Below are 20,711 nucleotides of genomic sequence, written 5' to 3'. Positions count from 1 at the left end.
TTTGCCTTATTCATAAAATCACTTATAATAGAACGTATTAGCATGTTTTAGAAAAGAGATGGAATAATGAAATACGATGTAATAATTATAGGAGGAGGCCCCTCCGGTTTAATGGCTGCCATAGCAGCAGCAGAAAACGGCGCTTCCACCTTATTAATAGATAAAGGATCCAAGCTTGGACGTAAGCTGGCCATTTCAGGCGGAGGTCGATGCAATGTCACGAATCGTCTGCCGATTGATGAGATTATTAAGCATATCCCCGGTAATGGCAAATTCCTGTACGGTGCATTCTCTGAATTTGATAATGAGGGAATTATTTCTTTCTTCAAGAAACTGGGAGTCGAATTAAAAGAGGAAGATCACGGAAGAATGTTTCCGGTTAATGATAAAGCCCAATCCGTTGTAGATGCGATGATGAATCGGTTGAAGCAATTGGGTACTGATATACGTACAAACTCACCTATAGCAGATGTTTTGTATGAATCAGGGAAAGTAATTGGCGTTCGGACACAAACGGGCGAAACGATCGAAGCTGACTCCGTTGTCATTGCTGTTGGCGGTAAATCCGTTCCTCACACCGGGTCAACCGGTGATGGCTATGCCTGGGCTGAAAAAGCTGGACATACTGTTACAGAGCTATTCCCAACTGAGGTTCCGCTAACGTCAGCTGAAGATTTTATCAAACAGAAAACATTACAGGGACTTTCACTTCGCGATGTCGCAATCAGCGTGATGAATCCTAAAGGAAAACCATTAATTACCCATCGCATGGATATGATTTTCACACATTTTGGCCTATCAGGTCCAGGTGTCCTCCGCTGCAGCCAATTTGTTGTGAAGGCCCTTAAAAAATGGAATCTTAAAGAGGTCATTGTCCAAATTGATGCGCTGCCTGATTTAAATGAAGAACAGGTATTCCAACAGATTATAAAAATTATTAAATCTGATGATAAAAAGGCTGTTAAAAACAGTTTAAAAGGTTTAGTGCCTGAAAGATATTTATTATTTTTACTGGAGCGTAACCAGATTGACCCTTCTGCGCAGGGTGCAGTCATCGCCCATGAGAAATGGCGTTCTTTAAGCAAAGATATTAAAAAGTTCCCTGTCCATGTCAATGGAACACTTTCTTTAGAGAAGGCATTTGTGACTGGCGGAGGAGTATCGGTTAAAGAAGTTGAACCAAAAACAATGGCCAGTAAATTCATGAATGGCTTATATTTCTGTGGAGAGATCTTGGACATTCACGGATATACGGGCGGCTATAATATCACTTCAGCTTTGGTAACCGGCCGTTTAGCAGGATTAAATGCTGCAGAAAAGAATGATTTCCTGGCATAAGAAAGGATGGTATAAGTGCAGGATATAGCCCAAACGATAAAAAACAATAAGCTGTTTTCGCCGCTTATTTACATGTTGTTTTTCATCTATTTAGCCATCCTTTCCTATCTTTTGTTCTTTGGATACTACAGACAAGAAGACAGAATAGAATCTTATAATCTTGTTCCATTTAAAACAATCAATATGTATATTACGTTTGCTGATTACTTCAAATTTAAAATTTGGTTTTCGAATCTATTCGGTAATATTCTCGCTTTTATGCCGTTTGGATTTTTTCTGCCAATCGCATTTAAAAAGCTGAGAAATTTTATGATTATCACGTTTCTGTCCTTCCTGTTTTCTTTATTTGTGGAGACGATGCAGCTAACATTCCATGTCGGTGGATTTGATGTAGATGATATTCTATTAAATACAATCGGTGGTTTCTTTGGATACCTGGTTTTCAAGCTCATGTATCAGCTTTTCAAAAAACCCGTAAACTAATAAGTTCAATCCTAAAAATAAGTGGAGAAACAGTTTGTTTTCTCCACTTATTTTTACTTTATTCAATTGTAATTTAGGCTTTGACAATTGGGTTGGTCAAAATTAAATTCATCAACGTATGGATTATTTCTTAGATGTTCCACTTCATCTGAGAATAGACATTGTCCTTCGTGTAGATATGAGCCAAGAATTAAGTTTACCTACAATGATGCCTGCTCATTTCTTATAGATAACCATTGCACTAAAACAATAGATTTGGTCTTCCTCATCCTCTTCACCGAAAGCTGCTATATTATATTTTATATCTACAATTCTGTCCTCATCTATTTTTTCGAGAAAATGATTCATCCCTTTTTCCAGGTCTTTTTCATGTTCATAATCAAACATTTTCACTTGAATCACGGCAAAGATTCCTCCTGTTTTTATCTATCTTTGCCAGACCTCAGTATTTTTATACTATTCAGAATATAATTTCCCCTTGCCAATGCATCATACCGCCTTCCATAGAGGCTGTCTTATATCCTCTCTCCTGCAGAAAATAAGCCACATTTTCACTTCTTACTCCTGCATGACAGATTAGAATATACTCTGTTTCTTTATCAAGCTCATCAAGCCGATCTGGTATTTCTCCCATTCTCATTTGAATAGCACCTGGCACCATACCATTTATGACTTCATAATCCTCCCGCACATCAATGATGGATAATTCCTCACCATTTTCAATTCTGCTCTGCAGCTCTTCCGGTTGGATAATTTTTATTTCTTCCATCTCCATTTTCCCCCTTTATAAAAAAGCCGTCTTACGTTTATTAATCGTAAGACGGCCGCACTTGTTAGTTTGCAACGATATTTACTAATTTTCCTGGAACAGCAATTACCTTACGGATTGTTTTACCGTCGATTTGCTCTTGTACCTTTCCGTTCTCCATTACGATTTTTTCCATTTCTTCTTTCGTAATGCCAGCAGGCACCTGAAGTTTTGCTCTCATTTTACCGTTTATTTGAATAACAATTTCAATTTCATCATCAACCAATTTGGACTCATCATACGCAGGCCATGAAGCATAGGCAAGTGTTTCATTGTTGCCAAGTCTGCTCCAAAGTTCTTCAGTAATATGAGGGCAAATAGGTGACAATAGCTTCACAAAGCCTTCCATATATTGAATTGGAAGGATTTCTGCTTTATACGCTTCATTAATAAACACCATCATTTGAGAAATAGCTGTATTAAAGTGAAGTGCCTCCAGATCCTCTGTTACCTTTTTAACCGTTTGATGATAAATCTTCTCAAGACGAGTATCGTTCGATTCAGTGATTTTATCATTTACTGTACCGTCATCGGTGATAAACAATCTCCAAACACGGTCAAGGAAACGTCTGGAACCATCAAGTCCATTTGCAGACCAGGCAATGGATGCATCAAGCGGTCCCATGAACATTTCATATAGACGAAGTGTATCCGCACCATGGCTTTCTACGATATCATCCGGATTTACTACATTCCCTTTGGATTTACTCATTTTTTCGTTATTTTCCCCAAGTATCATTCCTTGGTTAAATAGCTTTTGGAAAGGTTCCTTTGTTGGAACAACACCAATATCATACAAGAATTTGTACCAGAATCTTGCATAAAGCAAGTGAAGTACAGCATGCTCTGCTCCGCCAATATACGTATCTACAGGCATCCAATGCTTAAGCTTTTCAGGATCAGCGATTGCATTTGGATTTTTCGGATCGATATAGCGCAGGAAGTACCAGCAGCTGCCCGCCCATTGAGGCATTGTATTTGTCTCGCGTCTTCCTTTACGGCCGTTCTCATCTACTACATTTACCCACTCTTCAATGTTGGCAAGAGGAGATTCACCTGTGCCGGATGGTTTAATTTCGGTTGTTTTCGGAAGCATAAGCGGGAGCTCAGATTCAGGTACAGCTGACATAGTACCGTCTTCCCAATGAATAATTGGGATAGGCTCTCCCCAATAACGCTGACGAGAAAAGTTCCAATCACGTAGACGATAAGTTACTTTCTTCTCACCAATTCCTTGTTCTTCAAGCCATTCAATCATTTTGCTAATTGCTTCTTCTTTATTCAAGCCATTCAAGAATTCAGAGTTTACATGTTCTCCTTCTCCTGCATAAGCTTCTTTTTCAATATTCCCGCCAGCTACAACTTCACGGATTGGCAAATCAAATTTCTTAGCGAATTCATAGTCACGTTCATCATGAGCCGGAACTGCCATAATGGCACCTGTACCATAGCTCATCAATACATAATCAGCGATCCAGATTGGAATCTCTTCCCCATTTGCTGGGTTGATTGCATATGCTCCTGTGAATACACCTGTTTTCTCTTTAGAAAGCTCTGTTCTCTCAAGATCGCTCTTAGATTGAATTTCCTTTTTATACGCTTCAACTGCTTCTTTTTGCTCTGCTGTTGTAATTTTATCCACAAGTGGATGCTCTGGTGACAAGACAGAATATGTTGCCCCGAACAAGGTGTCTGGACGTGTTGTGAATACCGTGTAGGATTCTTCCGTACCTTTAATCTTGAAGGTTACAGATGCGCCCTCAGAGCGGCCGATCCAGTTACGCTGCATATCCTTAATGCTTTCAGGCCAATCCAATTCATCCAGATCCTCAATCAAACGATCTGCATAAGCCGTGATTTTCAAAATCCATTGGCGCATAGGCTTACGGATAACCGGATGTCCGCCTCGCTCACTTTTCCCATCGATAACTTCTTCGTTGGCCAAAACTGTTCCCAGTGCCGGGCACCAGTTAACCGGTATTTCAGCCATATAGGCAAGTCCTTTTTCATATAGCTTCAAGAAAATCCACTGCGTCCATTTATAGTACTCTGGATCTGTGGTATTGATTTCCCTGTCCCAGTCATAGGAGAACCCAAGTGATTTAATCTGACGCGTGAATGTACCGATATTTTTAGCTGTAAACTCTTCCGGATCATTTCCTGTATCAAGAGCATATTGCTCGGCAGGCAATCCAAATGCATCCCAGCCAATTGGATGAAGGACATTATATCCCTGCATACGTTTCATGCGAGATAGAATATCTGTTGCTGTATATCCTTCAGGATGCCCTACATGAAGGCCAGCTCCTGATGGATAAGGAAACATATCCAAAGCGTAAAATTTACGCTTCCCTACATGATCAGTCGTTTTGAATGTTTTGTGTTCTTCCCAATAAGATTGCCATTTCTTTTCAATCTCTACATGATTGAAACTCATCCTAATTCCTCCTACATGGTTCAAAATTGCTGTGCTTAAAAGCTTGAAACAATAAAAAAAGCCACTCATCCCTAATAAGTAGGGACGAGAGGCTTGTTATTAACTTCCCGCGGTACCACCCTGATTGATGCAGTAAATATGCATCCGGCTCGACTCTTTAACGCAGATGTACGGCAACCCTTACTCTTAGTTCAGGCTTGCAACTCCAGGGTGAGTTCATAATGTGTCCTGTTGACTTGCAGCGACCGTCAACTCTCTAAAAAGAACAAACATTACTACTGATCCCTCTCAAAGTTATTCATGTTATCCAAAAAATATATACATTCATTGTATGTAAATCAGCTAAAAAGTTCAAGTCAATTTAGACTGTTTTTTCAATCATTGACAAATTTAGCTTCCATTATACAGGTTTTATAATAATTTATGTGTGATTGGTAGGGGGAAACTGGGGCTGGATTATGTGCATATCCGGCTCTATTCCTTGTCGATTGGCTGGATTCCACACCGATTCGGCTGGTTTCCTCTCATCTTGCTGAATAACTCCTTCTTCTGGCTGAATCTTTCCTAAATCCGGCTGGATTACTTGCCTATTCGGCTCTATTTCCTTGTCGATTGGCTGGATTCCACACTGATCCGGCCGGATTCCTCTCATTTTACTGAACGACTCCTTTATCTGGTTGAATTACACATCGATTCAGCTGGATTCCGCCGTATCATCCCCACCATCACTCACCTCTCTATACAAATAAAACCAACAAGCACAGCCATATAGACTGTGCCTGCTGTTTTATTTATATTGCTTTGGATGAACTGTTGCTTTAGTTTGTTGGCCTCCAGATGCTTCGTTCATCTTTTTAGCCCTCTTTATAATATCTTGATCTTCACCGGCCTCGATATCTTGATTATTAATGCCATTACGAGTCTTTTGTTCCGGATTATTATGTTTAGAACGTTTTCGCATAGTGAATACCCCCTTAGCGTCTGCGCACAACCATTGCATGCTGAATATCCTGAACCTGTATTTTCATACGGTTCAACATATCACGCTGTTGATCATTTGCACTGTGATCCATTGCCTCTAACTCATTAAATGAGTTTTCCAATCTGACCAATGCCTCGGTATATCCTGCTTCATTGTAATGCTCCTGTTTTGCAGACTCCTTATATTGCTCTTCTGCGAATTCAATTGCATTAGCACATCGTTCCATACACTCACCCATGGATTTTCGTGTAGCCAAAGATACCCTCTCCTTTTTTCATTGGATTGGTTTACAAAAGCTCATCCATTATCCATTATGCCCCTTTGAAATAAAAAGATTAGTGATTTTTAATAGCTGCTAATAATAGTCAATTGGAAAGTATACATCAGCGTGGTAGAATGGAGTTTATGTTCTTGAAATCTAAACAGGGGGGTTTTGTAATGAAACAGGTTAACCCTTTTCAATATGCAAGTGACGACAAACGTTATCATACATGGAATTATCATCTCCGCAATCAATTTGGTCACAAGGTATTTAAAGTAGCTCTTGATGGTGGATTTGATTGCCCGAACCGTGATGGCACGGTAGCTTTTGGTGGCTGTACTTTTTGCAGTGCCGCTGGATCCGGTGATTTTGCCGGTAATCGTGTTGAGGATCTGCAAAAACAATTTGCCGATATAAAAGCAAAAATGCATCAAAAATGGAAGGACGGCAAGTATATGGCCTACTTCCAAGCTTATACGAATACCCATGCGCCCGTTGAGGTGTTACGGGAAAAATTCGAAACCGTCATAAACGAGGAAGGTGTAGTCGGATTATCCATTGCCACTCGTCCAGACTGTCTGCCTGATGATGTAGTAGAATATTTAGCTGAATTAAATGAGCGTACTTACCTGTGGGTTGAGCTTGGCCTGCAAACTGTTCACGAGAAAACAGCTAATATCATAAACCGTGCACATGATTATCCAACCTATGTGGAGGGAGTAAACAAGCTTCGGAAACATGGTATACGCATTTGCAGCCATATCATTAATGGCTTACCGCTTGAAACTCCAGAAATGATGATGGAGACGGCTAAAGAAGTTGCTAAACTAGATGTACAGGGAATTAAAATTCACCTCTTGCATCTCTTAAAGGGCACTCCAATGGTGAAACAATACGAAAAAGGAATGTTGGAATTCCTTTCGTTAGATGAATATGTCAATCTCGTCTGTGATCAGTTGGAGATCCTTCCACCTGAAATGATTGTCCATCGTATTACCGGTGACGGACCAATTGATCTAATGGTTGGACCAATGTGGAGCGTTAATAAATGGGAAGTATTAAATGCCATTGATGCTGAATTAAAGCGTCGTAATAGCTACCAAGGTAAATTTTATGTACCAAATAAGGATGCTGTCATCAATGAAGCTTGATCGTATCCTTCCCTTCGCAAGACTATTGCTTGAAAAAGCAGTTAAACCTGGTGATATAGCTATTGATTGTACGATGGGCAATGGGCATGACACCGTATTTTTAGCAAATTTAACTGGTCCGGATGGACATGTATACAGCTTCGACATTCAGGAATCTGCCTTGCAAAAAACGGAAGAGAGACTGATGACAAATGAGCTTCAGGAGCGGGTAACACTGATTCAAGCAGGTCATGAGCACTTACAGGAATTTATCCCATCTGGCAAACCTGTAACAGGCGCCATCTTTAATTTAGGCTATTTGCCTGGCGGCGATAAAGAAATCATTACAACCGCTCCTACCACGATTCAGGCTGTAACATCATTACTCGATATTATGGAGCCTGAAGGCATCATAGTTCTTGTCATCTATCACGGTCATCCTGGCGGAGATATTGAACGTGACGAATTAATCAAATTCGTTACAGAGCTTCCACAGGATACGGCCCATGTGCTGGAATATCGATTTATGAATCAAAAAAACAACCCGCCATTTATTATCGCTATCGAAAAACGTTAAAAAAGTGTGAGCTCACGGAAGCTCACACTTTTTATATAAAATCATTTATAGTTTTCAGGAGTAAAAAAGATTTGCGGTGTTCCCGTAATAGGATGAGGGCGACTTACCAGATCTACCTCGTATACAGACGAAAGCAAGGTTTCATCATAAAGTAAATCTATTCCACCCTCCGCCACCTTCCTTCCATCCTTAAGCAAAGCACATCTATCTGCATATAAAGCTGCCATGTTTAAATCATGGAGGATAGCGACAATCGTCAGACCATTTTGAAGCTGGAGCCTCTTTAATAGATTTAACAATTCAATTGTATGCTTTACATCCAGATGATTTGTAGGTTCATCGAGAAACAGCAGCTTTGGCTGCTGGGCCAAAGCCTTTGCTAAAAGGACACGTTGCTTTTCCCCGCCGCTTAATGACGAAAAATATGTATATTTAAATTTCAGCGTGTTTGTCTGAGCGAGACACTCATCAACAATTGAGTAATCCTCACTACGGTAATGATTAAAAAATCCCTTTTCCTGATAAGGATATCTGCCTAAGAGTACGATTTCTTCCACCGTAAAATCTATTCCCACCATCTGTTCCTGACTTAACACGGCAGCTATTTTAGCCAATTCTCCGGTTTTATAGGATGAGGTCCTTTTCCCATTAATAATTGAAGTCCCTTCTTTATATTCCATTTTCCCCAATATACTTTTAATCAATGTCGTCTTACCGCTTCCATTTGGACCCAGAAGAGCAAAAAAATCTCCACTCTCAACCTTAATAGAAAAGTCCTGAAGCACTCGCTTATTTTTATGATAGCCTGCACTGAGGCTCTCTACAGTTAACATGTCAAATTCCTTCTTTTTATCCGTTCTTTAATCAGTAAGATAGTAAATACCGGTGCACCGATTAAGGCAGTAATGACACCGATTGGTAATTCCTGCGGGTTGATAATCGTACGTGCAATCAAGTCAGCCAATACGAGATATCCACCTCCAATAATCATGGATAACGGCAGTAAGTGGCGATGGTCAGCACCAGCAATCAGGCGAACAAGATGTGGAATAACCAGTCCAACAAAGCCAATAGCTCCTGATACAGCAACTGCGGCACCCGTTAATAGTCCTGCCCCAATAATAATCGTTATTTTCTTTCGTTTCACATCGATTCCATTATATTGGGCGGATTGATCTCCAAGAGCCATCCCGTTTAGTTCACGATAATGAAATAAAATGATGGACGCTCCTATAATAAAAAAGGGAATCAATATACTGACGTGCCCCCAATTTTTCATGGCCACACTGCCCATCAGCCAGTTTAATACCTCCCTCATTTGATCCCCTGAGGATAGCGCAATGATAAGTGAGACCACAGCGCCAATGAATGAATTCATAATTATACCGGCTAAAATAATGGTCTCATTCGCATAGGTAACACTGGCCGCCTTTGTAATGCCAAATACAATAAACAAGGTAATAAAACTAAACACGATTGCAACAAGCGGCAAGGTGAACTGACCAAAAAGAGCAAATTCGATATTAAAGAATAGAACAATCACTGCCCCAACCGAAGCACCGGAAGAAATTCCGATCGTATATGGATCAGATAGTGGATTTTGCAAAAGTCCCTGAAAGGCAGCACCGGCAAGTGCCAGTGCGGCACCCACAAATAAAGCGATCAGTACCCTCGGTAATCGTATATTCCAAATGATCATTTCTATATTTTTTGGACCGGTATAGAAGGATTCCTGGCCGGTCACGTTTTTTAAGAGAATTCCAAGAATATCTTTAAATGACATGTCCACGCTGCCTATAAACAAACCGAGCAGCGCAGCGAGCAGCAAAAACAGGATACTCCCAAAATAAATACCGGTTGTTCTATTTTTATTATTCATAGCTTATACTTCAATTCCTCTTTACTCCTACGGCGAACCTCGGATTATTCATGCACTTTAAATCAAGATTAAACAGCTTCAACACATAAAAAATCCTTAGCTCAGGATGGTATTGAGCTAAGGATTCACTTTTTCACGCCTGTGAATACAATAAGCCTACTTTTCCCTCCGAAAAATAAGTACTAAAACTCTAAAAGCAGGTTTCCTGGCTTTTACTAAATCAAATCGTGATTTAGTAAGTACAGTAGCGGGGGCTGCAACGGATTTGAACCGTTTTCCCTTTTACCCTCGTGTACCGAGGCACTTTTAAAGTGATTTATGAGATTTCATTCTTATTCTAATAGATTGATTGAGTAATATCAAATCCACCATTATTTCAACAGTTCTTCGGCAATTAATCTAAAGGAATTCTCTTTAGCCTCATATGAATGGGTGATCGTTACAAGCATAATTTCATTTGTAAAGAAGCGTTCACTCAGCTCTCTAATTTTTTCCCCGATCGTTTTAGGAGAACCGATAATCATCTTGCTCCTGTTGTAATCGATCCGCGCTTTCTCAAACTGCGATAATGACAGTTCATGAATTTCTTTTGGGTGAGGTGTTCCCTCTCTTATAATTCCCTGTGAAAGAAACAGCATCGATAAATCCAATGAACCAGCCAGATATTCTGCCTCTTCATCCGATTCCGCACAAACCGTAAATACAGTAACCATACCCGATGGATTCTGTACTAACTCTGTAGGTCGAAATGCTTCATGATAATGCTTCATATTTTCTTCAGCATATTCACTGTTAATAAACAAAGCAAAATTATAGGGTATACCCTTTTGGGCTGCAAGAGCCGCGCTGGAAGAACTAGATCCAAGCATCCATAATTCCGGCGGAGACGTAATGGTAGGTGTCACGGATAACCCATATAGAGGATGCAATTCCGGTATTTGATCATAGAGATACCAGGATAATTCATCTACCTGATCAGGAAAACGATGCAGTTCCTGTACTCTACCTTCCTGCAACGCTCGTGTTGCTCTTGGCATCCCTCCAGGAGCCCTGCCGATTCCCAAATCTATTCTTCCCGGAGCTAAACCAGATAATACTCTGAAGTTTTCGGCTACTTTGTAAGCACTGTAATGAGGCAGCATAACACCGCCTGTTCCAACTCTTATTTTATCTGTTTGAGCAGCAATCCATGTTGCCAATATCTCAGGCGAAGATCCTGCCAAGCCTTGACTATCATGATGCTCGCTGACCCAAAATCTTGAGTATCCCCACTCCTCAGACAATTTTGCCAGTTTGACCGTATTAGCAAGTGCCTGCTCTGAAGGCTCTCCAACAGAGCGCGGTGACTGGTCTAGAATACTTAACTTTACCATTCTGCTCCATCCCCTTAGTATTGAATGCTAGACTCGCCTATTCTTCTTCATCCTCTTAAACGCATGATACAGCTTACTATTCCAATAAAAGAAATACGCTGAACGGCCACCCAGGCTTAGCATTTTTTTAGTATATTTCTTAACCGACGACTGATTTTTCACCTTGGAATCGGCTAAATAAATACCTAATAACCCCTGGTTAATCATGCTGTGGAACTTGCTATCCGGTATTTTTGTTACATCTAAATTGGCTTGTTCAACAAAATAACAAAGTCTTTCAATCATTTGCTCTTCCGTTTCGTAATAAAAACAGAAATTTAAATCGTCGCCTTGGCGGTCCTCCTCCTGATCAATAAAATAGTCCAGCATAATATGCAATCCTTGCACATAAGGAAAATAAGATTCATATATGTCTTTTCCCAAATGTTGAGTGAAATTTTTTCGCACTGCATATGAAACTAAGCAAAAAATGCCCAGAGTAGATCCTGCGCAAGCACTGAATTCATACCATGACAGACCTACTGGAAGCTGCTGTTTATTTTCATTGAACCAGGTTTCTAATCTATGTACCCGTTCTTCCCATTTAACATGCTTATGTATTTGTAAATCACAATAAAAGGTGCAAAGCTTTTTCAAATAAGGCTCGATATGTTCGTAATGCACCATATTCGCCAGAACAGATTGACAGGTTTTTACCAACTCGACTAAATACCCGCCATCCTCCTGCTCCTCTCTGAGTTCATAATAATTTCTCGTCAAGGCCTCCGGATTAAGAGCATCCTTCATAGATTGATGCAATAGCGTAAAATCATTAGGATCAAGTGAGGTACTGCGGTCACATAGATTATCAAGATAATCACTGATGGTTTGATACGCAACAATAAATCGAATGACATCATCTTTTTTTTCACCTGCTGCGAGAGCTAATATAGAACCACCCTCGCAATGGAAAGTTTTGTGGGCAATACTGGATAAGGCCTGAGTACGCAGCTCTTCATTTGGGATTTTTTCTGCCTTTGCCTGCCAACTCGCGAGTTCCCGATGAACAATCGGAAATACATTTCTGTATACATTCTTTACTAAGCTGATATCACTAGTGGGTAATTTCATTTGTGTCCCATCTCCTAACCCCTTAAACGATATACCCTATATTGCGCAATCTCGCTTCAATGAAGCTCTTTGCATATAGAAATACATCTTCTCTCTCTGGCTCATTAAATATTTCATGATACAGCTTAGGCCATTCTTTATAATGCTTTTCGGATGCCGGAAAGTAGTTAAACCATTCTCTAACCATAGCCTTGTCCACTATTTTGTCGTCCCCTGCCTGCATAACAAGAACAGGAATATCCGGGAAATCCTCATCAAAATCAAAGGCATCCTTCATAGCTGAAATTAATTCACGATACCATCTGACTGATACACTTGTGATGTAGAGTGAATCGTTCAAATCAAATTCAATAACTTCTGGATTTCTCGTTGCCATTTCAACAGTTAATCCTGAAGGTTTTTTATATGTAGGATAAACAAGATTTAAAACCTTTGACATGGATTCAAGTAATTTTGGAGGGTGAATTAATGTTCCAAAACATGGTGAAGATAGGATAATACCCGCTAAATTATATTCCTTAAGTTGAAGCATGTTAATGATGATGAGTCCTCCCATGCTATGACCTAGCATGAATACAGGCAAACCAAATGTATAAGCCTCGTTCACCCATGAATCAACCTCATCAATATAATCCTCAAATGAATCAATATGCCCTCGATTTGCACGTGAAGTCATTCCCTGACCTGGCAAATCTCCAATAATTACGTGATACCCTTCTGATAGCCATCTTTCAATTAACCATTTATATCTGCCTGAATGCTCCATGGCGCCGTGAACAATCACGATTACACCATAGGCTTTCCCCTCAGCTTCCCACTTTTTCATAGATGAACTCCTCCTGTATGATGTTTAGCTTTATTTTATTTACACTGTACCGCTTTATATGTACACTTTTATTAACTATCTATTTTACAGTAGAAAACGGAGGTTTTGTAATGAAATTATATCAATATATAGATAAAATTCCTTCCATCGATCAAACTGCTTATTTAGCCGATCATGTAGTTATCAGCGGTGATGTCACAATCGGTGAAAATTCAAGTGTTTGGTTTAACACAGTCATTAGAGGTGATGTCGCTCCTGTGATTATCGGTAAAAATGTTAATATTCAAGATAACTCAGTCCTCCATCAAAGTCCCAACAACCCATTAGTGCTGGAAGATAATGTAACGATAGGCCATCAAGTCATTCTCCATAGTTGCCATGTGAAGAAAAATGCTTTGATTGGGATGGGCTCCATTATTCTTGACGGAGCTGAAATAGGAGAAGGTGCCTTCATCGGTGCAGGCAGTTTAGTATCTCAAGGTAAAAAAATCCCACCAAACACACTTGCTTTCGGCAGACCTGCTAAAGTAATTCGTGAATTAACAGATGATGATCGTAAAGACATGGAAAGAATAAATAAGGAATACGCAGAAAAAGCACGCTATTATTCAAGTATACAACCTTTAAAAGAGAATAACTAATTATCATTCCTCATTAGGGTATACTCTTTATTGTATACCCATTCCCTTTATTATTTAGCTATAAATGATACACCTTTTTAAAATCAATTTCAGGAGTAGGATTATGAATACTTTCATTTTGATTTTCATGTTATTTAGTATCATTTCAATCATTTTGGTCCTATGGCGTCAATATCAGCCACTATCTATTTTGATTGTTATCTCTTTAATAGGCACTTTCCTGTTTACAGGCTGGAAGGTCTATAACTCAAATTACTCCTTTGCTCATCAAATTAATAATATGATTGATAAGTCAGTAAGATTAACAACTTCTATTACCAATGATAATCGACCTGCAAAACCTCCTGCCAAAGATAAAGTACTTCTTGATGTGCCGATCGTTAAACAGCTGCCCGAGCTCCCAAGAGGATGTGAAGTAACCAGCCTGGCCATGCTTCTTCAATATGCCGGATTGGATGCGGATAAATTAAAACTTGCCCAGCAAATAAAAAAAAATCCAGCTAAAATAAAAAAAATAAATGGTGAAATCCATTACGGTGATCCTAATGATGGATTTATTGGAGATATGTATTCAACTAATAAACCTGGCCTTGGAGTGTATCATAAGCCTATAAAAAAACTTGCTGAGCATTATATGCCTGGCAAAATAATCGATTTTACCGATGGGAATTTCAACCAAATCAAAAAATATCTCTCAACTAATCGACCAGTCTGGGTCATTATAAATACAGCCTATAAAAAATTAGATCCATCCTATTTCCATACTTGGAAAACACCAAATGGGAAAATATCGATTACTTATAAGGAACATTCTGTCGTAGTAACAGGCTATGATCAGGATTATATTTATTTTAACGATCCCTTAACAGGAATTAAAAATAAAAAAGCACCCTCCGCTGATTTTGAAAAAGCGTGGGTGCAAATGGGAAAACAGGCTATAACCTATAAAGATTAATGGATTGGGTCACTTATCATATCCTTTTCAGCTAATGCCTGGAAAGGATATTTTTCTTCGACATATACAGAGTACCATATCATAAATACCAATACAGTCCATAGTTTACGGCTATTGTCCGCTTTACCTGTAACATGATTATTGAACAGATTCATAATGACTTGCTTATCCAGCAAATGATCTGTTTGGCTTTCTTTTATTATTGTAATCGCCCATTCATACATTTCATTTTTTAACCAATGACGGATAGGCACTGGAAAACCAAGTTTCTTACGATTTAATACATGGTCAGGAATGATTCCCTCTGCAGCTTTTCTAAGTATATATTTGGTCGTTCCATGAGCAGTTTTTAAATCAGTTGGAATTCCGGATGCCACCTCAAATACTTTTTTATCAAGGAATGGCACTCGAAGCTCAAGAGAATGTGCCATCGTCATCTTATCAGCTTTTACTAATATATCTCCGCGCAGCCATGTATGAATATCAATATACTGCATTCTGCTCACATCATCATAGTCGGGTGTTTCTGCGTAGAACGGATGTGTTATTGTAGTATAATCCAGCTTTGATTTATATAATTTGAATAATTGCCCCTTCTCTTCCTCCATAAACATCTTGGCATTTCCAAGATAGCGTTCTTCAATCGGCGTACAGCCGCGCTCTATAAAACTCTTGCCTTTTACACCTTCAGGCATCATGGCAGCAATTCTTTTTAGCGCTCTTTTCATAAGTACAGGAATTTTATTAAACATGGCTAAGGATTGAGGCTCACGGTAAATATTGTATCCTCCGAATAATTCATCCGCTCCTTCACCTGACAGAACAACCGTTACATGCTTTTGCGCTTCCCTTGCCACGAAATATAAAGGCACACAAGCGGGATCTGCCAACGGGTCATCCATATGCCACATGATATTCGGCAGTTCCCTCATATATTCCTGCGGTGAAATAATATAGCTAATATTTTCTACCCCAAGCTTGTCAGCCGTTTCTTTAGCAACATCAATTTCACTGAAACCATTCTGTTCAAATCCAACTGAGAATGTTTTAATTCCAGGATGAATTTCTTTAGCAATGGAAGCAATGATTGTGGAATCAATTCCACCGGAAAGAAATGAACCAACAGGTACATCACTGCGCATATGCATGTTAATACTGTCATACATCACATCTTGAATTTCTTTAATCCAATCTGGTTCACTGCGCAGTATAGGTTTGAATTCAGCTTTCCAATATTGACGGATCTCCATAGGTTCTCCAATTTTCTTTGTAAAGCAATGTCCAGGCAATAATTTTTTCACATTCTTTGTCATCGTCGCTGGTTCTGGAATAAATTGAAAGGTAAGATAATGTTGCAAAGAAACAGGATCCAATTCTTGTTTTTCTAAAGCGTATATAATGCTTTTCTTCTCAGAGGCAAAATAAGTCTTATCCCCATCTTCCTTATAAAAAAATGGTTTAATCCCAAATGGATCACGGGCACCAAAAACAGATTTCTCCTGTTTATCCCAAATCACAAACCCAAACATCCCACGAAGCATTTCAACTGCCTTTTCCCCATATTGAACAAATGCCGCCAGGATTACTTCAGTATCTGAATTTGTAGAAAACGCCATGCCTTCCTTTTCAAGCACTACTTTCAATTCCAAGTAGTTGTATATTTCTCCGTTAAAAACAATCCAATAGCGTTCATTTTCATACGTTAAGGGCTGATGTCCACATTCAATATCAATGATGCTTAGTCTTCTGAAACCAAGCTGGATATGTTCATCTATATAATACCCCTCGTCATCCGGCCCTCTATGCGTAATCAAGTCATTCATACTTTTAATTAGTTCTGAATCCTGATTCGCTTGTTGGTGATCATGCATACATCCTACAAATCCACACATTATTATTCACTCACTACCTTTACTTTCGACTGTTTTTCATTTAAAAATATCAAAGAATTAGATTTTAGATATAAGCTAGCGTCCCGACAAAATACGATCCATTATACCCGATTTCATAGTTTCCTAATATTACCATATTTAGACAAAAAAAGAAAGAGGGCTTATCCCTCTTTCTAGAAATGTTTATGCTGTTTATCTTAGATGTTAGCTTCCGTACGCAGTACTTCTACTTTATCCGTTTTCTCCCAAGGAAGATCTAAATCATTGCGTCCAAAATGTCCGTAAGCTGCTGTTTGTTTATAAATCGGACGTCTTAAATCAAGCATTTTTATGATTCCTGCAGGGCGCAGATCAAAGTTAGCACGTACTAATTCAATTAATTTTTCCTCTTCAATTTTACCTGTACCGAACGTATCAATGGATATAGATACTGGCTGAGCTACACCAATCGCGTAAGCCAGCTGAACTTCTGCTTTATCTGCAAGACCTGCTGCTACAATATTTTTAGCTACATATCTGGCTGCATAGGCAGCAGAACGGTCTACCTTTGTAGCATCTTTACCAGAGAATGCTCCACCACCGTGACGTGCATATCCACCATACGTGTCTACGATAATTTTACGGCCAGTCAAGCCTGCATCCCCTTGTGGACCTCCGATAACAAAACGGCCCGTTGGGTTAATAAAATATTTAGTTTGTTCATCAATAAGGTGAGCTGGAACAACCGGTTTTATTACTTGTTCTTTTAAGTCTTTCTTAATTTGCTCCAGTGTTGTATCCGCGTCATGTTGAGTAGAGATTACGATTGTATCAATTCTAACCGGATTTTTGTTTTCATCATATTCCACTGTGACTTGTGTTTTTCCATCAGGACGCAAGTATGGCAGAACATCTTGTTTACGAACTTCAGCCAGCTTTCGAGATAATTGGTGAGCAAGAGAAATAGGAAGAGGCATTAATTCTTCTGTTTCGTTGCAGGCAAAACCGAACATTAGACCCTGATCTCCCGCCCCAATTGCTTCAATCTCTTCATCTGACATCGTGCCTTCTCTTGATTCCAAAGCTTGGTCTACACCTTGGGCGATATCTGCAGATTGTTCATCAATAGAGGTTAAGACAGCGCATGTTTCTGCATCGAAACCATATTTTGCACGAGTATAACCAATCCCTTTGATTGTGTCACGTACAATTTTTGGAATATCCACATACGTAGAAGTAGTGATTTCTCCCGCTACTAAAACTAATCCAGTGGTAACAGATGTTTCGCAGGCTACCCTTGCATTTGGATCCTTTGCTAATATTTCATCCAAAATGGCATCAGAAACCTGATCGCAAATTTTATCCGGATGACCTTCTGTTACAGATTCTGATGTAAACAAATGTCTTTTATTAGACATGTATATTTCCTCCTTCAGTTTCCCTGTTTATGGCTACTCATTATCTTTAATTATCTCCTGATTATACGAAAAAAGACCTTTCCCCTTTATAAAGAAAAGAGGAAAGGTCTGAGTCTCAGAAATCGGCCTTTCACTCTCATCGTTCAAGGCATTATAACCTTGCATCAAGTTAGCACCTTTGCGTGATTTCCATTAAAGGAATCAAACTGCAGGTTGCCCCGGCTTCATAGAGCTCGTCTCTCCACCGAGTCTTGATAAGAGTATCCATATCAAATGTATATAATATCTTATCCATCATTTTCTGTCAATAAATAAGCAGGAATATATTGTTAAGATAGACCTGAAGCTTCATCCTTTCCTAAAAGAAACACATTCCGACCTTAAGATTCGCATTTCTATTATGATATTGATATAATTAATTTACGAATATTCAAATAAATATACATTGTTATTTATCCATAAAGGTTGACTAATATCACTGTTTTTTTCACTATGGAAAATAATAATAATTATTCTTATATACTATATTAATCAATTGTTTTGAAAATTAACACAATTAGTATGGATAAATCAATTAAATGTGTTATACTAATTTCCATATAATATACTTACCAAAATTCTGGAAAAGGATGATACCTTATGAACAGTGTAGGAGTTTCCAATGAATTGAAACAATTACTTACTCATGATAATATTCACATTCAGCTTTCAGTGCCACAACTAGTTGAAAAAGTATTAACCAGAAAAGAGGGCATCCTCACATCTACTGGAGCTATTAAAGCTGAAACAGGTAAATATACCGGCAGATCCCCAAAGGATAAATATATTGTAGAGGAAGCTGCTACTAAAGATAAAATAGCCTGGGGAAGCGTCAATCAAGCAATATCTGAAGATGCATTTTCTAAATTATATGATAAAGTTATCGATTACCTCGAAAAACGAGATGAATTATTTGTATTTAATGGGTTTGCTGGAGCTGCAACAGACTACCGCCTTCCTATACAAGTAATCAATGAATATGCCTGGCACAATTTATTTGTACATCAGTTGTTTATCCGCCCCACTAAAGATGAGCTTGAAAACCATTCGCCTGAGTTTACTATTATCTCAGCACCAGGTTTTAAAGCAAACCCTCTTGTGGACGGTACACACTCTGAGACGTTTATCATCATTTCATTCGAAAAAAAAGTGGTCTTAATTGGAGGCACTGAGTATGCAGGTGAAATGAAAAAATCCATTTTTTCAATCATGAATTACCTGCTGCCTGAGAATAATGTGTTCTCTATGCATTGTTCAGCAAATGTAGGTTTTGAGGGAGATGTAGCTCTTTTCTTTGGCCTATCAGGTACTGGAAAGACTACTTTATCAGCCGATCCAAATCGCCGCCTAATAGGTGATGACGAACATGGCTGGTCTCCTGATGGGGTATTTAACATTGAAGGCGGCTGTTACGCAAAATGCATCAATCTCACAGAGGAAAAAGAGCCTCAAATTTTTAATGCCATTCGCTTTGGTTCTGTACTAGAGAATGTAGTTGTAGACGAAGATACGAGAATTGCTGACTATGATAATGGAATGTTAACTGAAAATACCCGGGCAGCTTACCCAATCGAAGCCATGCAGAATATCGTCACACCAAGTATAGCAGGCCATCCCAATACCATCATCTTCTTAACTGCTGATGCTTTTGGTGTTCTGCCTCCAATCAGCAAGTTAACAAAAGAACAGGCAATGTATCATTTCCTAAGCGGTTATACGAGTAAATTGGCAGGAACTGAACTCGGAATTACTTCACCACAGGCAACGTTTTCTACCTGCTTCGGTTCACCGTTCTTACCATTACATCCAACAAAATATGCTGAGATGCTTGGCAAAAATATTGAGGAGCATCAAGTTCAGGTATATCTGGTTAACACCGGTTGGACTGGAGGAGAATATGGAACAGGCAGCCGAATGAAGCTTTCTTATACACGTTTGATGATTCAAGCTGCATTAGAAGGAGAACTAGCCAATATTGAAACGGTACAAGACAGAATATTCGGCTTAGCGATTCCCTTACATGTACCCGGAGTACCGGATGAAGTTTTACAGCCTCAAAAAACGTGGAAGGATTCAGAAGCCTATTATAAAAAGGCAAATGAGCTTGCAAATAAATTCAGAGAAAATTTCAAGGAATTTAAGAATATTAGTTCTGAAATTGAATCTAAAGGTGGTCCAATTACCTTTTAAGGAACTAGCGGTGTCTTAGGAAGCCAAAAAGAATTGGCCTTCCTGAGGCACTATTTTATTTTTATCTAAATTTAAAAACAAACCCACCGCCCAATTAAGTTCTGGATGAAGGTTTGTTTTCTTTAGTTTCTATTTAATTTAGTTACTGGAATTTAAGGAAATTAACTCATATGTAATGGTTGTGCAGTTATTTTCCCATTCCACTTTTTTTATCAGCGCCGTTCCTCTCGATTCCCCATCCAGAGTTTTTCGGATATCAATCGGAATCTCAATTGGATATAAGCGGTATCCTTCTTTTTTTAGGACAAATAGATTTTCCTCAACCCTTTTTTCATTAGCCTTTGTCACAATAAGAGTATTCAATTCCATTGGCATACCCAATTCTCTCACTC

Annotated in this window: 21 protein-coding genes, 2 riboswitches and 1 other annotated feature; of the genes, 7 read left to right on the top strand and 14 right to left on the bottom strand. The window is 39.0% G+C overall.

Going from position 1 to position 20,711, the window contains the following annotated elements; translation table 11 throughout:
* The first annotated feature begins 66 nt into the window (after window positions 1-66).
* Window positions 67-1,338, top strand: a complete 1,272-nt coding sequence (locus AC4D4A_RS13460; protein WP_490996372.1) for a BaiN/RdsA family NAD(P)/FAD-dependent oxidoreductase — start codon at window positions 67-69, stop codon at window positions 1,336-1,338.
* A 15-nt stretch (window positions 1,339-1,353) separates the two neighbouring features.
* Window positions 1,354-1,821 (top strand): VanZ family protein, encoded by a 468-nt coding sequence (locus tag AC4D4A_RS13455; protein ID WP_490996371.1) that lies wholly within the window; start codon window positions 1,354-1,356, stop codon window positions 1,819-1,821.
* 216 nt (window positions 1,822-2,037) lie between these two features.
* On the opposite strand, the gene AC4D4A_RS13450 is transcribed toward AC4D4A_RS13455, so the two are convergent.
* The 6 genes from AC4D4A_RS13450 to AC4D4A_RS13425 all read right to left on the bottom strand — a co-directional run bounded on the left by AC4D4A_RS13450 (window position 2,038) and on the right by AC4D4A_RS13425 (window position 6,304).
* Window positions 2,038-2,223: a sporulation protein Cse60 gene (locus AC4D4A_RS13450; RefSeq protein ID WP_490996370.1), complete on the bottom strand. Its 186-nt coding sequence runs from the start codon at window positions 2,221-2,223 to the stop codon at window positions 2,038-2,040.
* A gap of 58 nt (window positions 2,224-2,281) precedes the next feature.
* Complete coding sequence (locus AC4D4A_RS13445; RefSeq protein ID WP_490996369.1) at window positions 2,282-2,590, bottom strand: rhodanese-like domain-containing protein; 309 nt, start codon at window positions 2,588-2,590, stop codon at window positions 2,282-2,284.
* Window positions 2,591-2,654: 64 nt separating this feature from the next.
* On the bottom strand, window positions 2,655-5,066 hold the full coding sequence (leuS, locus tag AC4D4A_RS13440; RefSeq protein WP_490996368.1) for a leucine--tRNA ligase: 2,412 nt from the start codon (window positions 5,064-5,066) through the stop codon (window positions 2,655-2,657).
* A 77-nt stretch (window positions 5,067-5,143) separates the two neighbouring features.
* Window positions 5,144-5,367 (bottom strand) — a binding site (T-box leader).
* Window positions 5,368-5,487: 120 nt separating this feature from the next.
* A complete protein-coding gene (locus AC4D4A_RS13435) occupies window positions 5,488-5,718 on the bottom strand; it encodes a hypothetical protein (RefSeq protein WP_490996367.1) in 231 nt (76 codons plus the stop codon).
* A 135-nt stretch (window positions 5,719-5,853) separates the two neighbouring features.
* Window positions 5,854-6,027, bottom strand: a complete 174-nt coding sequence (locus AC4D4A_RS13430) for a glycogen biosynthesis protein GlgD (protein WP_490996366.1) — start codon at window positions 6,025-6,027, stop codon at window positions 5,854-5,856.
* Between the two features lie 13 nt (window positions 6,028-6,040).
* Window positions 6,041-6,304: a YtzC family protein gene (locus AC4D4A_RS13425; RefSeq protein WP_490996365.1), complete on the bottom strand. Its 264-nt coding sequence runs from the start codon at window positions 6,302-6,304 to the stop codon at window positions 6,041-6,043.
* Window positions 6,305-6,486: 182 nt separating this feature from the next.
* Here AC4D4A_RS13425 and mnmL point away from each other — a divergent pair, with 182 nt between their 5' ends.
* Together mnmL and mnmM are read left to right on the top strand one after the other, a co-directional pair.
* The gene (gene mnmL, locus AC4D4A_RS13420; RefSeq protein ID WP_490996364.1) at window positions 6,487-7,461 is read left to right on the top strand and encodes a tRNA modification radical SAM protein MnmL/YtqA; all 975 of its coding nucleotides are present in this window, start codon (window positions 6,487-6,489) and stop codon (window positions 7,459-7,461) included.
* The gene (gene mnmM, locus AC4D4A_RS13415; RefSeq protein WP_490996363.1) at window positions 7,451-8,017 is read left to right on the top strand and encodes a tRNA 5-(aminomethyl)-2-thiouridylate-methyltransferase MnmM; all 567 of its coding nucleotides are present in this window, start codon (window positions 7,451-7,453) and stop codon (window positions 8,015-8,017) included. The genes mnmL and mnmM overlap by 11 nt, the downstream gene beginning before the upstream one ends.
* Window positions 8,018-8,058: 41 nt before the next feature.
* Here mnmM and AC4D4A_RS13410 read toward each other — a convergent pair whose 3' ends face one another.
* From AC4D4A_RS13410 to AC4D4A_RS13390, 5 genes are all read right to left on the bottom strand, one after another.
* Window positions 8,059-8,850 carry an ABC transporter ATP-binding protein gene (locus AC4D4A_RS13410; RefSeq protein WP_490996362.1) on the bottom strand — a complete coding sequence of 264 codons (792 nt, stop codon included), beginning with the start codon at window positions 8,848-8,850 and terminating at the stop codon, window positions 8,059-8,061.
* Window positions 8,844-9,896, bottom strand: coding sequence for a FecCD family ABC transporter permease (locus AC4D4A_RS13405; protein ID WP_490996361.1), 1,053 nt, complete (start codon window positions 9,894-9,896; stop codon window positions 8,844-8,846). The genes AC4D4A_RS13410 and AC4D4A_RS13405 overlap by 7 nt, the downstream gene beginning before the upstream one ends.
* Window positions 9,897-10,074: 178 nt before the next feature.
* Window positions 10,075-10,219, bottom strand: a riboswitch (cobalamin riboswitch).
* A 48-nt stretch (window positions 10,220-10,267) separates the two neighbouring features.
* Window positions 10,268-11,269 (bottom strand): LLM class flavin-dependent oxidoreductase, encoded by a 1,002-nt coding sequence (locus AC4D4A_RS13400; RefSeq protein ID WP_490996360.1) that lies wholly within the window; start codon window positions 11,267-11,269, stop codon window positions 10,268-10,270.
* 27 nt (window positions 11,270-11,296) lie between these two features.
* Complete coding sequence (locus tag AC4D4A_RS13395) at window positions 11,297-12,379, bottom strand: tetraprenyl-beta-curcumene synthase family protein (RefSeq protein ID WP_490996359.1); 1,083 nt, start codon at window positions 12,377-12,379, stop codon at window positions 11,297-11,299.
* Between the two features lie 22 nt (window positions 12,380-12,401).
* Window positions 12,402-13,205, bottom strand: a complete 804-nt coding sequence (locus AC4D4A_RS13390; protein WP_066109165.1) for an alpha/beta hydrolase — start codon at window positions 13,203-13,205, stop codon at window positions 12,402-12,404.
* 110 nt (window positions 13,206-13,315) lie between these two features.
* Here AC4D4A_RS13390 and AC4D4A_RS13385 point away from each other — a divergent pair, with 110 nt between their 5' ends.
* Both AC4D4A_RS13385 and AC4D4A_RS13380 read left to right on the top strand, forming a co-directional pair.
* The gene (locus AC4D4A_RS13385; protein ID WP_066109168.1) at window positions 13,316-13,846 is read left to right on the top strand and encodes a gamma carbonic anhydrase; all 531 of its coding nucleotides are present in this window, start codon (window positions 13,316-13,318) and stop codon (window positions 13,844-13,846) included.
* A gap of 103 nt (window positions 13,847-13,949) precedes the next feature.
* On the top strand, window positions 13,950-14,801 hold the full coding sequence (locus AC4D4A_RS13380; protein ID WP_490996358.1) for a C39 family peptidase: 852 nt from the start codon (window positions 13,950-13,952) through the stop codon (window positions 14,799-14,801).
* On the opposite strand, the gene asnB is transcribed toward AC4D4A_RS13380, so the two are convergent.
* Together asnB and metK are read right to left on the bottom strand one after the other, a co-directional pair.
* Window positions 14,798-16,693 (bottom strand): asparagine synthase (glutamine-hydrolyzing), encoded by a 1,896-nt coding sequence (gene asnB, locus AC4D4A_RS13375; protein ID WP_490996357.1) that lies wholly within the window; start codon window positions 16,691-16,693, stop codon window positions 14,798-14,800. The genes AC4D4A_RS13380 and asnB overlap by 4 nt on opposite strands.
* 197 nt (window positions 16,694-16,890) lie before the next feature.
* The gene (gene metK, locus AC4D4A_RS13370) at window positions 16,891-18,090 is read right to left on the bottom strand and encodes a methionine adenosyltransferase (RefSeq protein WP_490996356.1); all 1,200 of its coding nucleotides are present in this window, start codon (window positions 18,088-18,090) and stop codon (window positions 16,891-16,893) included.
* Between the two features lie 133 nt (window positions 18,091-18,223).
* Window positions 18,224-18,351, bottom strand: a riboswitch (SAM riboswitch).
* Window positions 18,352-18,729: 378 nt separating this feature from the next.
* Between metK and pckA the strand changes: the two genes are divergently transcribed.
* Window positions 18,730-20,319: a phosphoenolpyruvate carboxykinase (ATP) gene (gene pckA, locus AC4D4A_RS13365; protein WP_490996355.1), complete on the top strand. Its 1,590-nt coding sequence runs from the start codon at window positions 18,730-18,732 to the stop codon at window positions 20,317-20,319.
* Window positions 20,320-20,457: 138 nt separating this feature from the next.
* On the opposite strand, the gene AC4D4A_RS13360 is transcribed toward pckA, so the two are convergent.
* Window positions 20,458-20,700: a DUF2584 domain-containing protein gene (locus AC4D4A_RS13360; protein WP_490996354.1), complete on the bottom strand. Its 243-nt coding sequence runs from the start codon at window positions 20,698-20,700 to the stop codon at window positions 20,458-20,460.
* Window positions 20,701-20,711 lie beyond the last annotated feature (11 nt).

The organism is Pradoshia sp. Z5_111 (genome assembly GCF_058267535.1).
This window is presented reverse-complemented; position numbering and strand designations above follow the sequence as displayed.